Raw genomic sequence first — 15,120 nt, 5'->3', positions numbered from 1 at the left:
TCGCGCGGCGCACCGGGCCGTGGACGCCCGCCCCCCGGGAGCCGGGGGGCGGGCGGTTCGTCGTGCGGTGGCACCGCCATGCAGCACCGCAGACGGCCGGGACGGGCCGGTCGGACCCACCCGGAGCGGATCAGCCGAAGCGGCCCGAGATGTAGTCCTCGGTGGCCTGCACCGAGGGGTTGGAGAAGATGCGCTCGGTGTCGTCGATCTCCACCAGCCTGCCGGGCTGGCCGACCGCGGACAGGTTGAAGAACGCGGTGCGGTCCGAGACGCGCGCGGCCTGCTGCATGTTGTGGGTGACGATGACGATCGTGAAGCGCTCCTTCAGCTCGCAGATCAGGTCCTCGATGGCGAGGGTGGAGATCGGGTCGAGCGCCGAGCACGGCTCGTCCATCAGCAGCACCTGCGGCTCGACCGCGATGGCGCGGGCGATGCACAGCCGCTGCTGCTGGCCGCCGGAGAGGCCGGAACCGGGCTTGTTCAGGCGGTCCTTGACCTCGTTCCAGAGGTTGGCGCCCCGCAGGGACTTCTCGACGATGTCGTCCAGCTCGGACTTCTTGTGGGAGCCGTTGAGCCGCAGGCCCGCCGCCACGTTGTCGTAGATCGACATGGTCGGGAACGGGTTCGGCCGCTGGAAGACCATGCCGATGGTGCGGCGCACGGAGACCGGGTCGACCCCGCTCGCGTACAGGTCCTCGTGGTCGAGCATCACCTTGCCCTCGACGCGCCCGCCGGGGGTGACCTCGTGCATGCGGTTGAGGGTGCGCAGGAAGGTGGACTTGCCGCAGCCGGACGGGCCGATGAAGGCGGTCACGGAGCGGGGCTCGATGGCCATCGAGATGTCCTCGATGGCCTTGTGGGAGCCGTAGTAGGCGGTGAGGCCGCTGACGTCGATGCGCTTGGCCATGGGAATCACTTCTCTTCTGCTGCGTGGGCCGGGTCAGCGGCCGGTCTTCGGGGCCTTCCAGCGGGCTATGCCGCGGGCCACCAGATTGAGGATCATCACGAAGGCGATCAGGACGAGGGCCGCCGCCCAGGCGCGGTCGTAGGAGGCCTCGTTGCCGTTGGCCCACTGCTCGTAGACGTAGTACGGCAGGGACGACTGGGCGCCGTCGAAGGGGTTGTTGTTGATCTGCTGCGTGCCGAACACCAGCAGCAGGATCGGCGCGGTCTCCCCGGCGATGCGGGCGACGGCCAGCATCACGCCCGTGGTGATGCCGCCGATCGCGGTGGGCAGCACCACCTTGAGGATGGTGCGCCACTTCGGCACGCCCAGCGCCAGGGACGCCTCGCGCAGCTCGTTCGGGACGAGCTTGAGCATCTCCTCGGTGGAGCGCACGACGATCGGCATCATCAGGATGGCCAGCGCCATGGCACCGGCGAAGCCGGAGTAGCCGAAGTCCAGGATGATGATCCAGAAGGACAGGACGAACAGGCCGGCGACGATCGAGGGGACGCCGGTCATGACGTCGACGAAGAAGGTGACGGCCTTGGCGAGTCTGCCGGTCCCGTACTCGACGAGGTAGATCGCGGTCAGCAGGCCGATGGGCGCCGCCATCAGCGTGGCGAGACCCACCTGCTCCACGGTGCCGATGATCGCGTGGTAGATGCCTCCGCCGGGCTGGAGGGTGATCACGCCGTTCATGGAGTGGGTGAGGAAGTACCCGTCCAGCACCTTCACGCCGCGGGCGATCGTCTCCCAGATCAGGGAGACGAGCGGGACCACGGCGATCAGGAAGCTGACCCAGACCAGGCTGGTGGCGAGCCGGTCCTTGGCCTGGCGCTTGCCCTCCACGGCCGTGGTGAGGACGTAGGTCGCCACGACGTAGAGGACCGCGGCGATCAGGCCCCACTGGACGCGGCTGGCCAGCCCGGCCGCCAGGCCGACGCCGGCGCCGATGCCCGCCGAGGCCAGCGCCAGGGCGGCGGGGGCCCAGCGCGGGAGGCGGGGCTGCTTGAGCGCGCCGCCGGGGAGCGGTGCGACGACCGGGGGCTTGTCCATGACTGCGTTGCTCATCAGGCGTTCGCCCCCGAGTACTCCTTGCGGCGGGCAATGATCATGCGGGCGGCGCCGTTCACCAGCAGGGTGATGACGAACAGCACCAGGCCGGAGGCGATCAGGGCGTCGCGTCCGAGGTCGCCGGCCTCCTTGAAGCCCGCGGCGATGTTCTGCGCGAAGGTGCCGCCGCCCGGATCGAGCAGACTGAGGTTGATCTCGGGGCTCGGGGACAGGACGGTGGCCACCGCCATCGTCTCGCCGAGGGCGCGGCCCAGGCCGAGCATCGAGGCGCTGATCACGCCGGAACGGCCGAACGGCAGGACGGCCATCTTGATGACCTCCCACCGGGTGGCGCCGAGCGCGAGCGCGGCCTCCTCCTGCATCTTGGGGGACTGCTTGAAGACCTCGCGGCTGACGTTGGTGACGATCGGCAGGATCATGATCGCCAGCAGGATGCCCACGGTGAACAGCGAGCGCGCGGCGCCGCCCTCGTAGGAGAGGACGCCCGTCCAGCCGAGGTAGTCGTCGAACCACTGGTACAGGCCGGTCAGGTGCGGCACCAGGAACAGGGCGCCCCACAGGCCGTAGACGATGCTGGGGACCGCGGCGAGCAGGTCGACGACGTACGCCAGCGGGGTGGCGAGTCTGCGCGGCGCGTAGTGCGAGATGAACAGGGCGATGCCGACGGCCACGGGGACCGCCAGCACCATGGCGATGATCGAGCTGACGACCGTGCCGAAGGCCAGGACGGCGATGCCGAAGACCGGCGGGTTGGCGTTGGCGTTCCACTCGAAGGTGGTGAAGAAGTTGCCCTCGTTCTCGGCGAGGGCGATCACGGCCCGCCAGGTGAGGAAGACCGCGATGGCGGCCATGATCACCAGCAGGGTGATGCCGGAGCCCTTGGAGAGGCCGAGGAAGACGCGGTCGCCCGGCCGGTTGGCCGAGCCGCGCGGGGGTGGTTGTGGTGGGGCGGCGGAAGCGGTGGGTGCTATGTCCATGGTGTCTCCGGTCTGATGAGGGGTGTCATCCCCTGGCGGCGGTGCACCGGATGGGTCGATCGCGTGCGGAGGGGGACTGGGTGGCGGACGTGACCGGGCGGCCGGCCCCGCGCCGGGGCGGGGCCGGCCGCCCGGGCGTCAGGAGAGGGAGTCGATGGTGGTGCGGACCTTGGCGATGATCTCGTCGGGGATCGGGGCGTAGCCCTGCTCGGCGAGCGCCTTCTGGCCGTCCTCGCTGGCCGTGTAGGCCAGGAAGGACTTGGTCAGGTCCAGGGTCTCCTTGTTGTTGCCCTTGTCGCAGACGATCTCGTAGGTCACCAGGACGATCGGGTAGGCGCCCTCGGCCTTGGTGGTGTAGTCCAGCTCCATGGCCAGGTCGCTGCCTTCGCCGACGACCTTGCCCGCGGCGATGGCCTTGGTGGCGTTCTCGACGGTGGCCTCGACCGGCTCGCCGGCGCCGGTGTCCAGGTCCACGGTCGGGATGTTGTTGCCGGTGGCGTACGACAGCTCGAAGTAGCCGATGGCGCCGTCGTTGTTCTTGACGTTGGTGGCCACGCCGGAGGAGCCGTCGGCCGACTGGCCGCCCTTGCCGGCCCACGCCTTGGAGGGCTCGTACTTCCAGACGTCGGGGGCGGCGGCGTGCAGGTACTCGGTGAAGTTGTCGGTGGTGCCGGACTCGTCGGAGCGGTGGAAGGCCTGGATCTTGGTGGACGGCAGGTCGGCGTCCGGGTTCAGCTTCTTGATCGCCGGGTCGTTCCACTTGGTGATCTTCGAGTCGAAGATCTTGGCGAGGGTCTCGGCGTCCAGGACCAGGTCGTCCACGCCGGACAGGTTGTAGCCCACGGCCACCGGGCCGCCGACCATCGGCAGGTTGATGCCCTGGCCGTCCTTGCAGACCTTCTTGGACTGCTCGACCTCGTCCTCCTTGAGGGCCGAGTCGGAGCCCGCGAAGCCGGTCTTGCCCTGCAGGAACTCCTGGATGCCCGCGCCGGAGCCGGTGGGCTTGTAGTTGATCCCGACGCCCTCGCAGGCCGCCTGGTAGTTCCTGACCCAGATGTCCATCGCGTTCTTCTGGGCGCTGGAGCCGGAGGCGAGCAGGTTGCCCTCGCCCTCGCACTTGATGTTGCTCGCGGCCTTGGAGCTGCCGCCCTCGTTGGTGCCCCCGGTGTTGTCGTCCGAACCGCAGGCGGTCAGGACCAGGGCGCTGGAGACCGCGACAGCGCCGACAGCGATCGCTCGAAGCCGGTGGGTGGGCTGAAGCTTCACTTCGTTCAGTTCCTTCCTGGGGCCCGCCGGTGGGGTCGGCAAGCGATGAGGTGTCCGGGTCGTCAATCAGCATGTGGAGCCGCCCGCGTCCGCCGGCGACCGGACGCGCGTTCCCCGAGGCCGAAATTAGGCAGGACAGGTGAAGTGCCCGGCGGACGAGGGTGAACGAGAGGTGAACCTCGGCGGACGGTGCAGTTGCGTGGTTCGTCCCCCTGTCGGGGGTGGCTTGTCCACAGCCCTGTCGTCCGGGCCGGTGGGCGTGGCACGATCCGCGACGGTGACGCGTTACGCACGGATGGGTACGGAGTGGGAGGGAGACGCGTGGGACGGCAGGGGGACGGCGCCAGGGGAGGCCGGCGAGGCCGGCGCAGGACGCCGGGAGGGGCCGCGCTCGCGGGCGTGGCCGCCTGTGCGCTGGTGTGTGCGCAACTCGGGCTGCTGACGGCCGCGGCGGGGACGGCGTACGCGGAGCCGGGCGGGCCCGGGCCGAAGGGACCGCCGGGCGTCGGCGCGCCCGACGGGCCGCCGGACGCCGGGGAGTTTGGCGGCGCGGCGGACACCGCCCGGCTGGAGGAGATCCACAAGAAGATCGAGAAGCTGCACGACAGAGTGGAATCGGCCACCGAGGAGTACAACGCGGCCGATGAGCGGGCCGCCCGGCAGCGGCGCGAGATCGTACGGCTGGCCCGGGCGATCGCACGGACCCGGGAGCAGTTGGAGGAGCTGACGGACCGGGCCGGTGCCATGGCCCGCGCGAAGTACCGCAGCGGCGGACTGCCGCCCGGGGCGCGGCTGGTCCTCGACGGCGACCCGGACGACTTCCTGCGCGACCTCGGCCTGCTGCACAAGGGCGAGCAGGCGGCCAGGGGCCTGATCGGCAGGCTGCGGACGGCCAGGGAGGACCTCGACGAGTACGCGGACGAGGCCACCGGCCGCTGGGCGAAGCTGGAGGCGGACCGCCGGAGGAAGGCGGCGGCGAAGAAGAGGATCGAGGCCGAGCTGGCCAGGGCCGAGAAGCTGGAGTCGAAGCTGGCGGCCGGGGAGCTGGAGCGCCTGCGGAGGCTGGAGGAGGAGACGGCCTGGGCGCGGCAGGCGAAATGGCTGGAAACCGGCGTGCTGGACGAGATCGACGACCGGGCCTCGGCACGCGGCAGGAAGGCCGTCGCGTTCGCCATGGCCCAGATCGGCAAGGACTACGAGTGGGGCGCCGAGGGCCCCGACACCTTCGACTGCTCGGGTCTGACGCTGCGCGCCTGGGAGGCGGCGGGCAGGACGATCCCGCGCACCTCGCAGGAGCAGTGGAAGCGGCTGCCGCGGGTGGCGGTCACCGGGATGCGCCCCGGCGATCTGATCGTCTACCAGAGTGACGCCAGCCACGTCGGGCTCTACGTGGGCGACGGCGTGATGGTCCACGCCCCCCGGACGGGGCGGCCGATCACCCTGGCAGGAGCGGGTTCGCTGCCGATCCTGGGGGTGGTGCGGCCGGACGCGTAGGCGGTGAGCGGGCCCCGGCGGCCGTTTGGCATATGCCACAAGGCATTCCGTGCACCCCTCGGGGACCGATATGGTCGCCCAAGGCGTCTTCACTCCGACGCCCGTGTGCCCTCGGGGGGAGGGAAGAGGAACTCTGGCATGCCCGTATCCATGGGCAACGACGTGGGGACCGCGGCGCTGCCGCGGCAGTCGGCCGCACCGGAGGCGGTGTCGGCCGGCGGCCTGACCCTGCTCGTCATCGAGGACGACCCGGCGGGTTCCCTGGCGATCCCCGAACTGCTCGACGCCTCCGGGGGCCGGGTGCGGGTCCGTACCGCCCGCAACCTCACCGAGGCCGAGCGGCTGCTCACCGACGACGTCCACTGCATCCTGCTGGACCTCGCCCTGTCCGACGGCGCCGCCGGACGCGGCGGGGAGCGGGACGACGAGGAGGGAAGCGCGGACGAGCTGGCCATCCTGCGCCGGGTGCTGCGGATGGCGCCCCGGCACGCGGTGCTGGCGCTCACCGCCGAGGACGACGCCGAGCGCGCGGCCGAGGCCGTACGGGTCGGGGCGCAGGACTTCCTCTTCCGCGGCGAGCTGGACGGCCGGGTGCTGAGCCGGGCCATCCGCTACGCGGTCGAGCGCAAGCGGGCGGACCTGGCGCAGCGGCAGCTCACCGAGTCGCGGCTGCGGGCCCAGGAGAACGCCCGGCTGGAGCGCGGGCTGCTGCCGACGCCGCTGCTGGACGGCTCGGAGCTGAGGTTCGCCGCCCGGTACCGGCCGGGGCGGTCGCGGGCGCTGCTGGGCGGCGACTTCTACGACACCGTGCGCACCGCGGACGGCACCGTGCACGCCATGATCGGCGACGTGTGCGGGCACGGCCCGGACGAGGCGGCGCTCGGGGTGGAGCTGCGGATCGCCTGGCGGGCGCTGACCTTCGCCGGGCTCTGCGGCGACCACCTGCTGGGGACGCTCCAGCGGGTGCTGGAGCACGAGCGCTCCAGCGAGGAGATCTTCGCCACGCTCTGCACCGTCGACATCGCGCCGGACGGGCGGCGGGCCGGACTGTGCCTGGCGGGCCATCCCGCGCCGCTGATCGCCGGCGGCGGACGCGGACCGCGGCTGCTGCCGAACGAGGACGGCGGCGGCCCGGCGCTGGGCGTGCTGCCGAACGCCCGCTGGCCCCGTACCCAGGTGGAGCTGGGCGGGGCGTGGACGTTGATGATGTACACGGACGGACTGATCGAGGGCCGGGTCGGCCAGGGCGACCAGCGGCTCGGCCAGGAGGGCATGCTCGGGATCGTCGGGCAGCGGATGGCCGCCGGACTGCGCGGCGAGGAGCTGCTGGACGCCGTGCTCGCCGAGGTGCGGGAGCTGAACGGCGACGAGCTGACGGACGACGTGGCGGTGCTGCTGCTCGACCGGGGCTAGCGACCGGGCCGGTGCCTGCCGCCCCGCCGCGCCCCGGGCACCGGTCAGCGCCCGCCGTTGTACGGCCCGTAGGGGCCGTCGCTGCTGCTGCCGCGGCGGAAGCCGCCGCCCCGGCCGCCCCCGCCGACCCGGATGAGCGCGGGCCGCACGTCCACCATGTAGACGATGTCGGCGATCAGGCCGGCGATCACCAGGATGAACAGGCCGACGGGAAGGAAGTTCACGGCGGCGGTCAGACCGAGGATGATCAGCCAGAATCCCTTGGTGTTCTTGTCCGCCGCCCGGTAGGCGTCCTCGCGGCGCAGGGCCGCGTCGACGAAGCAGAAGATGCTGAAGACGAGCAGGGCCAGGGAGACCCAGAACAACAGCTCGTTGAAGCCTTCCAACAGCACGCTGGCCACCATCCCGTCCATGAGCCGGTCGTCGGCTCTCCACGCTACCGGCCCGGGGGCCGGACACGAAGGGTGTGCCCGGCCCCGGCCCGGCTCATGACTCCGGCTTGTCCTGCTTCTCGGCGGCCTGCTTCTGGGCGGTCTGCTTCTGAGCGGCCTGCTTCTGGGGCGGCCTGGAGGCCGTCTTCGCCACCGTCTTCGGGGTCGGCCGCGAGGCGGTGGTCTTCTTGGCGGCACCCGAGGTGCCGGTGGTGCTCTTGCGGGCCGCGGCCCTCTTGGCGGCGGCCTGCCGGGCGGTCTCGGTCTCCGTCTTCTTCGCGGTACCGGTCCGGGCGGCCCTGCCGCGGGCCCCCGCCGCCGTCCTCGCCTGCGGCTTCTCCTCCTCTTCCTCCAGGACGACGACCTCGTTGCGCTCGCGCGCCGTCTGCAGGGGCGCCTTGCCGGCGGCGGCGCCGTTCTTCTCCCCGCGCCAGGTCTTCACCGCGCCGCGTCCGCGCTCGGCCAGCTCGCCGTACCCCTCGCGCGCCTTCACGGCGTACTCGGCGGCGAGTCCGACGCCCTGCAGGGCCAGGTGCTGGGCCTGGTCGCGCAGCTTCTTCAGGTCGGTGTCGAGCCCGGAGAACACCGCGGTCAGCTTCGACTGCGTCTGCTTGGCCTGCTGGGTGAAGCGTTCCTGCACGGCCTTGGGGTCGGCGGCCTTCCCCTTCACGGCGGCGAGGCGCTCGGGCGCCACCTCGCGGATCTTGTCGATCACCCCGGCGGCGAAGTACAGCGGCGTGGGGTCGGCCAGGACCTTGCGGATGTCGTTGACCTTGTTGGCGGTCTTGTGGGTGGTCTTGTCAGGCATTGAGGGTTCCTCCTGGTCATGGGGTCCTGGACTTCGCTCCGGCGGAGGGGGCGTCTCCGGCCTCCGGACTGGAGGCGTCCTCGGTGTGTCCGTTCTCCTTGCGGAACGACCCGTAGATCTGGAGCAGCACCTGCTTCTGCTGCTCGTTGATCGACGTGTCGGCCAGAATCGCGCTGCGCACCTCCAGGCCGGCCTGCTCTCTCTCGTCGAGGATTCCGGCCCGGACGTAGAGCGTCTCGGCGGATATCCGCAGCGCCTTGGCGAGCTGCTGGAGGATCTCCGCGCTGGGCTTGCGCAGTCCCCGTTCGATCTGGCTGAGGTAGGGATTCGACACCCCGGCGGCATCGGCGAGCTGCCGCAGGGAGAGCTGGGCGTTGCGCCGCTGCTCCCGCAGGAACTCGCCGAGATTGCCGACATGCAGTGAAGCCATGCCTCCACGGTGCCTCGTTCCGCTAACTTTTGCAAGCAAGTGCTTGCAGGAGTGTTGCACCCGCCCCGTGGCGGTCGCGTCGGCCGACCGGACTTGTCCGTTCCCGGTATGTCCGTGGCTTCTCACCGGAACCACCTGGTGGGGTGAACGAGTCCCGGACGATCTGTTGCTCCCACTGTTCGCCGTCATTCAATCGAGGCGTTTGACAGCGAACCCGGTCGTTCAGGCTTCCTGGTCAGCGAACCTGGTCGCTCTTCGGCCCGATGCCTTTGACCCTGGTCGGAGTCCCGTCCGGGGCGAACGAGTGGTGGAAGGTGAAGGCGTGCGGCGCGGAGCCGTGGTCGTGGAGGTGCTCCAGCCTGGAAACCCCGTCCTGCCAGGTGGGTATCGCGCCGTCGGAGACCCACCAGAACACGTAATTCGGGTGCCCTGTCCTCTCGAACCAGTCGTAACGCCTGTTCAGCGCCTCACGGTGCAGACCGGTGTAGACGGCGTCGAAGGCGGGGCGCAGGCCGGTCCAGAGTGAGAGGGTCGCGGCCAGGGCGGTGGTTTCCACGGTATGGCCCTTGCCGTACCAGGCCGGTACGGCGAACTCTCCCCACGCACCCCAGTCCGCCTCGAAGAGCAGGCCCCGGTCACCGTCTGCCGCTTCAGCACGCGCGAGGTATCCGGGGTGCTGACTGATCTTCCGGTAGACGGCCTCACCGATGTCGTAGAACTCGCGCGTGAGAGGTGAGGGATCGGCGAGAGGCGACTTCAGGACGCCGAACGTGTACAGAGCAAGATGGGGCATGCGTCTCTCCTTGGTCGGGTGTGCCTGGTGCGGACCCGGTTCGGCGGCTTGCGGATGGGGCGAGGATTCGCGGGGCGTGACCGACTCATCCCGTCGCGGGTGGCTTACCTGGAGGAACCCCTGTGCGACCGTGGGTGACCGCCGAAGTCCAGGTGAAGGTAGCTGCCTGTGCGGGCCATGTCGAAGTTGCGTTTTCCCTGTCCAAGTGGCCTTGTGCAGGTCCTTGCGAGGGCTGGGGGCGGTGGCGGTGCCTGCCGTCGTGGAGGTCCGCACCGGCCGGGCAACTGCGGAGGATCAGCATCGACAGCTCCGCCCGGGCTGGTGTGCCGGGGCGACGCAAGCGGCGTCGACCGGGTTGGCCGACGCAGCGACCGGGTTCGCCGTCGAAGGACAGTCACCCTGGCGGAAAACCGTTCGGCGCTTCCGGAGCGTGGGGAACCATGGAGCATGCGCCCGGACGGCTGGTACCTCACCGAAGACGTCGACGACTTCCTCGCCCGAGCCGGAGACTTCCTGCGCTCGCGGCCCGGCCCGCACGTCATGCAACTGACGTGGGCCGAGAGGGTGCGAACGCGGGGGGCGGACGCGTTCGGCGCCGAAGCCCCCGTCTTCGGTGTGCTGGAGCGAGCGGGCGAGGTCCGCGCCACCTTCTACCGCCTCCCGCCCCGTGCTCTGGGCCTCTCCCCGCTCACGCCCGAGCAGGCCGACTCCCTCGCCGCCCGCCTGGCCGCCCTCGGGCACTCCCTTTCCCGCGTCAGCGCGGACCACGGCACCGCCACCGCTTTCGCCGAGGCCTGGCAGCGGCACACCGGGGCGACGCCGGGACTCCGCGACACGCGGCTCCGTCTGTACCGCCTCGGCACGCTCACCCCACCGGAGCCGCTGCCGGCGGGCCGGGGCCGCGTCCTGGGCGAGCAGGACCTCGAGCACGTCATGTCCTGGTGCGGCGAGTTCGCCAAGGCCGTCGGGGAAGACGTCTCCATCCACGCCGACTCCTGGGCCGGCACCCGCTTCGCCGACAAGCGCTACACGTTCTGGGAGACCCCGGACGGCACCCCCGTCTCCATCGCGGGCATGAACCCGATGATCGGCGGCCAGATCCAGGTGGACATCGTCTACACCCCGGCCCACCTGCGCGGCCGCGGCTACGCGGGCGCCGTGACGGCGGAGGTGAGCCGGGCCGCGCTGGCCGCGGGCGCGAGGGACGTCGTCCTGTTCGCGGACCTGTCCAACCCCACCAGCAACGCCCTCTACCGGCGCCTCGGCTACCGCCCGCTCACCGACTGGGCGGTGTACGACTTCTCGCGCGCCGCACCGGACGTCGGCTGAGGACCAGCGAACGTGCGGTGCGGACCGTGCGATCACCTGGGCGAGGGGCTCGGCCTCGTTGGAGGCGCCCAGCGCCTGTGGATCTACAGAGGGCGCTGTCCCGCCGGTCGTGGGTGACGCGATGCGGCCCGGTTCCGGGCGGTGCGGTCGGTGAAGGCGCCGTCGGCGCCGAAGACCAGCCCGGCGAAGCGCTCGCCGATGCGGCGGTGGGCGGCGGCGTCCGGGTGGAGCTGGTCGGGCAGCGGCAGCTCGGCGAAGTCGGCCTCGCCGTAGAGCGCGCGGCCGTCGAGGTAGTGCAGGTGGGGGTCGTCGGCCGCCCGCTGCTCCACGATGCGGGACAGCTCCTCCCGGATGACGCCCAGCGTCAGCTTCCCGGCGGCGCGCTCGGCGGGGTCGCCGGTGGCCCGGAACCGCAGTTCCCCGGCGCTGAGCGCGCCGAGGTCGAAGGCCCCGGGACCGGGGGTGTCCTCGTGGATGGGGCAGTAAAGGGGGGAGACGACCAGCAGCGGTGTGGCGGGGTGCCCCTCGCGGATGGTGTCGAGGAAGCCGTGGACGGCCGGGGTGAAGGCGCGCAGGCGCATCAGGTCGGTGTTGACCAGGTTGATGCCTATCTTGAGGCTGATCAGGTCGGCGGGGGTGTCCCGCATGGCGCGGGCGGTGAAGGGGTCGAGCAGGGCGCTGCCGCCCAGGCCGAGGTTGACCAGTTCCACGCCGCCGAGGGAGGCGGCCAGCGCGGGCCAGGTGCTGGTGGGGCCGGCGGCGTTGGAACCGTGGCTGATCGAACTGCCGTGGTGCAGCCACACCCTGCGGCCCCGGTCCGGTACGGGCTCGACGGGGGCGTCGGTGCGCAGGGCGACGAGTTCGGTGGTCTCGTCGTACGGCAGCCAGATCTCGACGTCCTTCACGCGGTCGGGCAGGCCGGTGAAGCGGAGGGTGCCGACCGGGCCGGGACGGTGCTCGGCCCTCCCGGCGGCCATGTCGATGGTCAGGGTGTTGCCGCCGGGCACGGTGGCCCGGCCGGTCAGGCGGCCGTCGACGAGCAGCTCGTACACGCCGTCCGGGCGGGGCGGGACGCCCGCGTAGACCCGCTTGGTGGGCAGCGTGTCCAGTTCGACGGCGGTGGCCCGGGTGCGGAAGACCAGCCGTACCCCGGAGGGCTGGGACTCGGCCATGGCGAGCTGCCCGTCGGCGCACTGCGCGCGGGCCCGGGCGGGCAGCCGGTGCGGCAGCACGCCGTGTTCGGTGCGCTCCAGGTCGAGGGCGCCGCGCAGGAGGTCCGCGGTGATGGGCGTGGTGATCCAGTCGTGCTCGGTGTGCATGGTCAGCCTGTCGATCGCAGTGTCCGTGGGGTCCGGATTCGCCGATGCGGTGCGCGGTCGACGGACCGGTCGGTGCGGGGGTGTGGTCAGGGCGCGGGCCAGTTCCGCAGCAGGGCGTCGAGGGCGTCCAGGATGCGTGGCCAGGTCTCCTGGGCGTCGGGGGCGCTGTGGCTGAACCCGCCCGCCGTCTCCAGGCTGACGTAGCCGTGGAAGACGCTGCCCAGCAGCCGGACCGCGTGCGTCTGGTCCGGCTCCGTCAGGTCGTAGCCGCGCAGGATCGCCCGCGTCATCTGCGCGTGCCTGACGCCGGCGCTGGCGGCCGCCGTCTTCGGGTCGAGCCTCATCCGGGCCGCGGCGTAGCGGCCGGGATGCTCCCGGGCGTAGTCGCGGTAGACGTTCGCGAAGGCGGTCAGGGCGTCCTTGCCGGCCCGCCCGGCCAGGGCGTCGGCGGCCCGGTCGGCGAGTTCCTCCAGGGCGAGCAGGGCGATCCTGGTCCTGAGGTCCTGGGAGTTCTTCAGGTGCGAGTACAGGCTCGCGACCTTGACGTCGAACCGCCTGGCGAGCGCCGAGACGGTCACCTGGTCGAAGCCGACCTCGTCGGCCAGCTCCGCCCCTGCCCGGACCAGGCGTTCCGTGGTCAGTCCTGCCCGTGCCATAAGCTTCCCTCCGTTGAGAGAAAAGCATTATGTGTTTTCCTAAAGCTTTTAGGCAAACTGACCTGCTGTATATGGCCGTCGGCCGGACGGGAGAACCGCGCCGGGGGTGCGGTGGAACGCCTCGTCACCGGGGCCGTGCCGCCGTCGAGCGCGGCGGAGAGGCGGCCGGCCGGCACGACCCGTCGCACGCCCGCCCCCGGGAACGCGTCGGCCGGGCCGGAGCCGCCCGTTGACCCTCACCCCGGGGCAAGCCCCAGCATCGGTGGGGCCGGGCGAGGCGCCCGGCACGAGGAGGGACGGGCATGGGACTGCTGACCATCGGAGCCTTCGCGAGGGCGTCGCGGCTGTCGCGGAAGGCGCTGCGGCTGTACGACGAACTCGGGCTGTTGGCCCCCGCCCGCGTCGATCCGGTGACCGGCTACCGCTACTACGCCCCCGAGCAGGTGGAACGCGCCCGGCTGGTGGCCTGGCTCCGGCGGCTCGGCATGCCGCTGGCCCGCATCCGCCAGGTGTGCGACCTCCCGGCGCCCGAGGCGGCCCGGGAGGTCCGCGCGTACTGGGCCCGGGTCGAGGCCGACACCGCCGCCCGGCGGGACCTGGCCGCCTTCCTCGTCGACCACCTGTCCCGGAAGGAACCCGCCGTGTCCCCGACCGAGCCCGACAGCACACCCCTGACCATCCGTTACGCCGCCCTCTCCGACACCGGCCTGGTCCGTGACGGCAACCAGGACGCCGTCCACGCCGGGGACCGCCTGCTCGCCGTGGCCGACGGCTTCGGCAGCGGCGGCGCCCGCGCCGGCGCGGCGGCCATCGACGCGCTGAAGTCCCTGGACGCCGACGGCGTTCCGGTGGGCGACCTCCTCGACGTCCTGGAGGACGCCGTCGAGCGGGCCCGCCGGGCCGTGCGCGACGTCGCCGGGGCCGCTCCCGCGCCGCGGGAGACGGGCACGACGCTCACCGCGATGGTCCGGGCCGGGTCACGGCTGGCGCTGGTCCACATCGGCGACTCGCGCGCCTACCTCCTGCGCGACGGCGGGTTCTTCCGGATCACCCACGACCACACCCTGGTCCAGGAGATGGTCGACGAAGGGCGCATCAGCCCCGAGGAGGCGGTCTCCCACCCCCAGCGCACCCTGCTGGCACGGGCCCTGACCGGCGGCCCCGAGCACTCCCCCGACCTGCGGCTGCACGATGCCCGGCCCGGGGACCGCTACCTGCTCTGCTCCGACGGCCTGTCCGCGGTCGTCCCCGAGGACGAGGTGCGCCGGGTGGTCGCGGAGGCCGGCGACCCCGAGCACGCGGTGCGCGAACTCGTCGCCCTGGCCAACCGCTCCGGCGGTCCCGACAACGTCAGTTGCGTGGTCGCCGACGTACGGGAGCCGCGGCGGTGAGGGACCGGGCCCCGTACCCCGCGCCGTACCGGCTGCGCGCCGAGGAGATCGTCCGCCGGGCCGACGCGCACCGCCTGGCCCGCCGGGCCCTGGCGGCCCGCGAGCGGCCGTGCCGCACGAGGCGGTGACGGCCCTGGAACGCGCGGTCGGCCCTTCGACGCGGTGCTGTGCGACCTCGACAACGTGATCCGCTTCTACGACCTGACCCGGCCGGCGGAGCTGGAGCGCGCCGCCGGACTGCCGGTGGGCACGACCACCGCGGTGGCCTTCGCCCCGGAGGTGGACCTGCCGCTGCTGCTGGGCCGGATCACCCGGGAGCGTTGGGCGGAGTCGGTCGCGCTCGCCCTCGCGGACCGGGTGCCGCCGCGGCGGGCGCGCGAGCTGGGCGCGGCGCTCGCCGCGGCGCCGTTCCGGGCGGACGGCGAGGTGGTGGCCGTCCTCCGCGGGGTGCGGGCGCGGATGCCGCTGGTGCTGGTGACGAACGCCTCCCTGGAACTGGAGGACGACCTGGCGGCCATGGGCCTGACGGACCCGGCCCACCACGTCGTCAACAGCGCCCTGGTCGGGGTGGCCGAACCGGACCGGGAGACATACGAGATCGCGGCGGCGCGGGCGGGTGTCGCGCCCGGCCGGTGCCTGTTCGTGGACGACCGGCGGGAGAACGTCGAGGCCGCCGCCGCGCTCGGGGTGAGGGGCCTGCTCCACCGCACGCCCGCCGACCTGAGGAAGGTGCCGGGCCTCCCGCTCTGACCGCCGCCGTCCACGGGGCACCGGCGCGCGCCGCGCCCGCCCG

16 protein-coding genes are annotated in these 15,120 nt (G+C 72.2%); 6 read left to right on the top strand and 10 right to left on the bottom strand.

The features are described 5' to 3' along the window. Positions 1 to 130: 130 nt before the first annotated feature. The 4 genes from pstB to pstS all read right to left on the bottom strand — a co-directional run bounded on the left by pstB (position 131) and on the right by pstS (position 4,263). Positions 131 to 907: a phosphate ABC transporter ATP-binding protein PstB gene (gene pstB / locus VE546_RS01240; protein WP_324916826.1), complete on the bottom strand. Its 777-nt coding sequence runs from the start codon at positions 905 to 907 to the stop codon at positions 131 to 133. A gap of 33 nt (positions 908 to 940) precedes the next feature. Beyond that, positions 941 to 2,017, bottom strand: a complete 1,077-nt coding sequence (gene pstA, locus VE546_RS01235; protein ID WP_324916823.1) for a phosphate ABC transporter permease PstA — start codon at positions 2,015 to 2,017, stop codon at positions 941 to 943. After that, the gene (gene pstC, locus VE546_RS01230; RefSeq protein WP_324916820.1) at positions 2,017 to 2,997 is read right to left on the bottom strand and encodes a phosphate ABC transporter permease subunit PstC; all 981 of its coding nucleotides are present in this window, start codon (positions 2,995 to 2,997) and stop codon (positions 2,017 to 2,019) included. Before pstC ends, pstA begins: the two co-directional genes overlap by 1 nt. 138 nt (positions 2,998 to 3,135) lie before the next feature. After that, positions 3,136 to 4,263 carry a phosphate ABC transporter substrate-binding protein PstS gene (gene pstS / locus VE546_RS01225; protein WP_324916817.1) on the bottom strand — a complete coding sequence of 376 codons (1,128 nt, stop codon included), beginning with the start codon at positions 4,261 to 4,263 and terminating at the stop codon, positions 3,136 to 3,138. Between the two features lie 399 nt (positions 4,264 to 4,662). Here pstS and VE546_RS01220 point away from each other — a divergent pair, with 399 nt between their 5' ends. Next, positions 4,663 to 5,757, top strand: coding sequence for a C40 family peptidase (locus tag VE546_RS01220; RefSeq protein ID WP_324916815.1), 1,095 nt, complete (start codon positions 4,663 to 4,665; stop codon positions 5,755 to 5,757). A 150-nt stretch (positions 5,758 to 5,907) separates the two neighbouring features. Next, the gene (locus VE546_RS01215; RefSeq protein ID WP_414720369.1) at positions 5,908 to 7,170 is read left to right on the top strand and encodes a PP2C family protein-serine/threonine phosphatase; all 1,263 of its coding nucleotides are present in this window, start codon (positions 5,908 to 5,910) and stop codon (positions 7,168 to 7,170) included. 44 nt (positions 7,171 to 7,214) lie between these two features. On the opposite strand, the gene VE546_RS01210 is transcribed toward VE546_RS01215, so the two are convergent. The 4 genes from VE546_RS01210 to VE546_RS01195 form a co-directional block, all read right to left on the bottom strand. Further along, a complete protein-coding gene (locus VE546_RS01210) occupies positions 7,215 to 7,574 on the bottom strand; it encodes a DUF2516 family protein (protein WP_324916869.1) in 360 nt (119 codons plus the stop codon). 82 nt (positions 7,575 to 7,656) lie between these two features. Continuing rightward, positions 7,657 to 8,409, bottom strand: coding sequence for a hypothetical protein (locus VE546_RS01205; protein WP_324916810.1), 753 nt, complete (start codon positions 8,407 to 8,409; stop codon positions 7,657 to 7,659). Between the two features lie 16 nt (positions 8,410 to 8,425). Further along, positions 8,426 to 8,839, bottom strand: coding sequence for a helix-turn-helix transcriptional regulator (locus VE546_RS01200; RefSeq protein ID WP_324916808.1), 414 nt, complete (start codon positions 8,837 to 8,839; stop codon positions 8,426 to 8,428). 235 nt (positions 8,840 to 9,074) lie between these two features. Beyond that, positions 9,075 to 9,632, bottom strand: coding sequence for a DUF3291 domain-containing protein (locus VE546_RS01195; protein ID WP_324916805.1), 558 nt, complete (start codon positions 9,630 to 9,632; stop codon positions 9,075 to 9,077). A 447-nt stretch (positions 9,633 to 10,079) separates the two neighbouring features. On the opposite strand from VE546_RS01195, the gene VE546_RS01190 reads away from it, so the two are divergent. Next, the gene (locus tag VE546_RS01190; RefSeq protein ID WP_324916802.1) at positions 10,080 to 10,961 is read left to right on the top strand and encodes a GNAT family N-acetyltransferase; all 882 of its coding nucleotides are present in this window, start codon (positions 10,080 to 10,082) and stop codon (positions 10,959 to 10,961) included. Between the two features lie 83 nt (positions 10,962 to 11,044). On the opposite strand, the gene VE546_RS01185 is transcribed toward VE546_RS01190, so the two are convergent. Further along, on the bottom strand, positions 11,045 to 12,280 hold the full coding sequence (locus VE546_RS01185) for a GDSL-type esterase/lipase family protein (protein ID WP_324916799.1): 1,236 nt from the start codon (positions 12,278 to 12,280) through the stop codon (positions 11,045 to 11,047). Positions 12,281 to 12,366: 86 nt separating this feature from the next. Then, on the bottom strand, positions 12,367 to 12,936 hold the full coding sequence (locus VE546_RS01180) for a TetR/AcrR family transcriptional regulator (RefSeq protein WP_324916796.1): 570 nt from the start codon (positions 12,934 to 12,936) through the stop codon (positions 12,367 to 12,369). 302 nt (positions 12,937 to 13,238) lie between these two features. On the opposite strand from VE546_RS01180, the gene VE546_RS01175 reads away from it, so the two are divergent. Genes VE546_RS01175 through VE546_RS01165 form a run of 3 tightly spaced genes read left to right on the top strand, consistent with a single transcriptional unit; the run spans position 13,239 to position 15,077 of the window. Next, entirely contained in the window at positions 13,239 to 14,327 is a 1,089-nt protein-coding gene (locus VE546_RS01175; protein WP_324916793.1) for a MerR family transcriptional regulator, read from the top strand. Next, on the top strand, positions 14,324 to 14,455 hold the full coding sequence (locus VE546_RS01170) for a hypothetical protein (RefSeq protein ID WP_324916790.1): 132 nt from the start codon (positions 14,324 to 14,326) through the stop codon (positions 14,453 to 14,455). Before VE546_RS01175 ends, VE546_RS01170 begins: the two co-directional genes overlap by 4 nt. A 34-nt stretch (positions 14,456 to 14,489) precedes the next feature. Continuing rightward, positions 14,490 to 15,077: an HAD-IA family hydrolase gene (locus VE546_RS01165; RefSeq protein ID WP_324916787.1), complete on the top strand. Its 588-nt coding sequence runs from the start codon at positions 14,490 to 14,492 to the stop codon at positions 15,075 to 15,077. Positions 15,078 to 15,120: the final 43 nt, after the last annotated feature.

The sequence above is a fragment of the Streptomyces sp. genome (genome assembly GCF_035644915.1).
Taxonomy (GTDB): domain Bacteria; phylum Actinomycetota; class Actinomycetes; order Streptomycetales; family Streptomycetaceae; genus Streptomyces.
Note: the sequence above shows the minus strand (reverse complement) of the source record. Positions and strands in the feature narration are given on the sequence as shown.

Bases quoted from the DNA above. Each gene is read 5' to 3' on its own strand.
- pstB (WP_324916826.1), bottom strand. From the start codon at position 907: ATGGCCAAGCGCATCGACGTCAGCGGCCTCACCGCCTACTACGGCTCC.
- pstA (WP_324916823.1), bottom strand. From the start codon at position 2,017: ATGAGCAACGCAGTCATGGACAAGCCCCCGGTCGTCGCACCGCTCCCC.
- VE546_RS01175 (WP_324916793.1), top strand. From the start codon at position 13,239: ATGGGACTGCTGACCATCGGAGCCTTCGCGAGGGCGTCGCGGCTGTCG.
- VE546_RS01200 (WP_324916808.1), bottom strand. From the start codon at position 8,839: ATGGCTTCACTGCATGTCGGCAATCTCGGCGAGTTCCTGCGGGAGCAG.
- VE546_RS01210 (WP_324916869.1), bottom strand. From the start codon at position 7,574: ATGGTGGCCAGCGTGCTGTTGGAAGGCTTCAACGAGCTGTTGTTCTGG.
- VE546_RS01205 (WP_324916810.1), bottom strand. From the start codon at position 8,409: ATGCCTGACAAGACCACCCACAAGACCGCCAACAAGGTCAACGACATC.
- pstC (WP_324916820.1), bottom strand. From the start codon at position 2,997: ATGGACATAGCACCCACCGCTTCCGCCGCCCCACCACAACCACCCCCG.
- VE546_RS01180 (WP_324916796.1), bottom strand. From the start codon at position 12,936: ATGGCACGGGCAGGACTGACCACGGAACGCCTGGTCCGGGCAGGGGCG.
- VE546_RS01190 (WP_324916802.1), top strand. From the start codon at position 10,080: ATGCGCCCGGACGGCTGGTACCTCACCGAAGACGTCGACGACTTCCTC.
- VE546_RS01195 (WP_324916805.1), bottom strand. From the start codon at position 9,632: ATGCCCCATCTTGCTCTGTACACGTTCGGCGTCCTGAAGTCGCCTCTC.
- VE546_RS01185 (WP_324916799.1), bottom strand. From the start codon at position 12,280: ATGCACACCGAGCACGACTGGATCACCACGCCCATCACCGCGGACCTC.
- VE546_RS01215 (WP_414720369.1), top strand. From the start codon at position 5,908: ATGGGCAACGACGTGGGGACCGCGGCGCTGCCGCGGCAGTCGGCCGCA.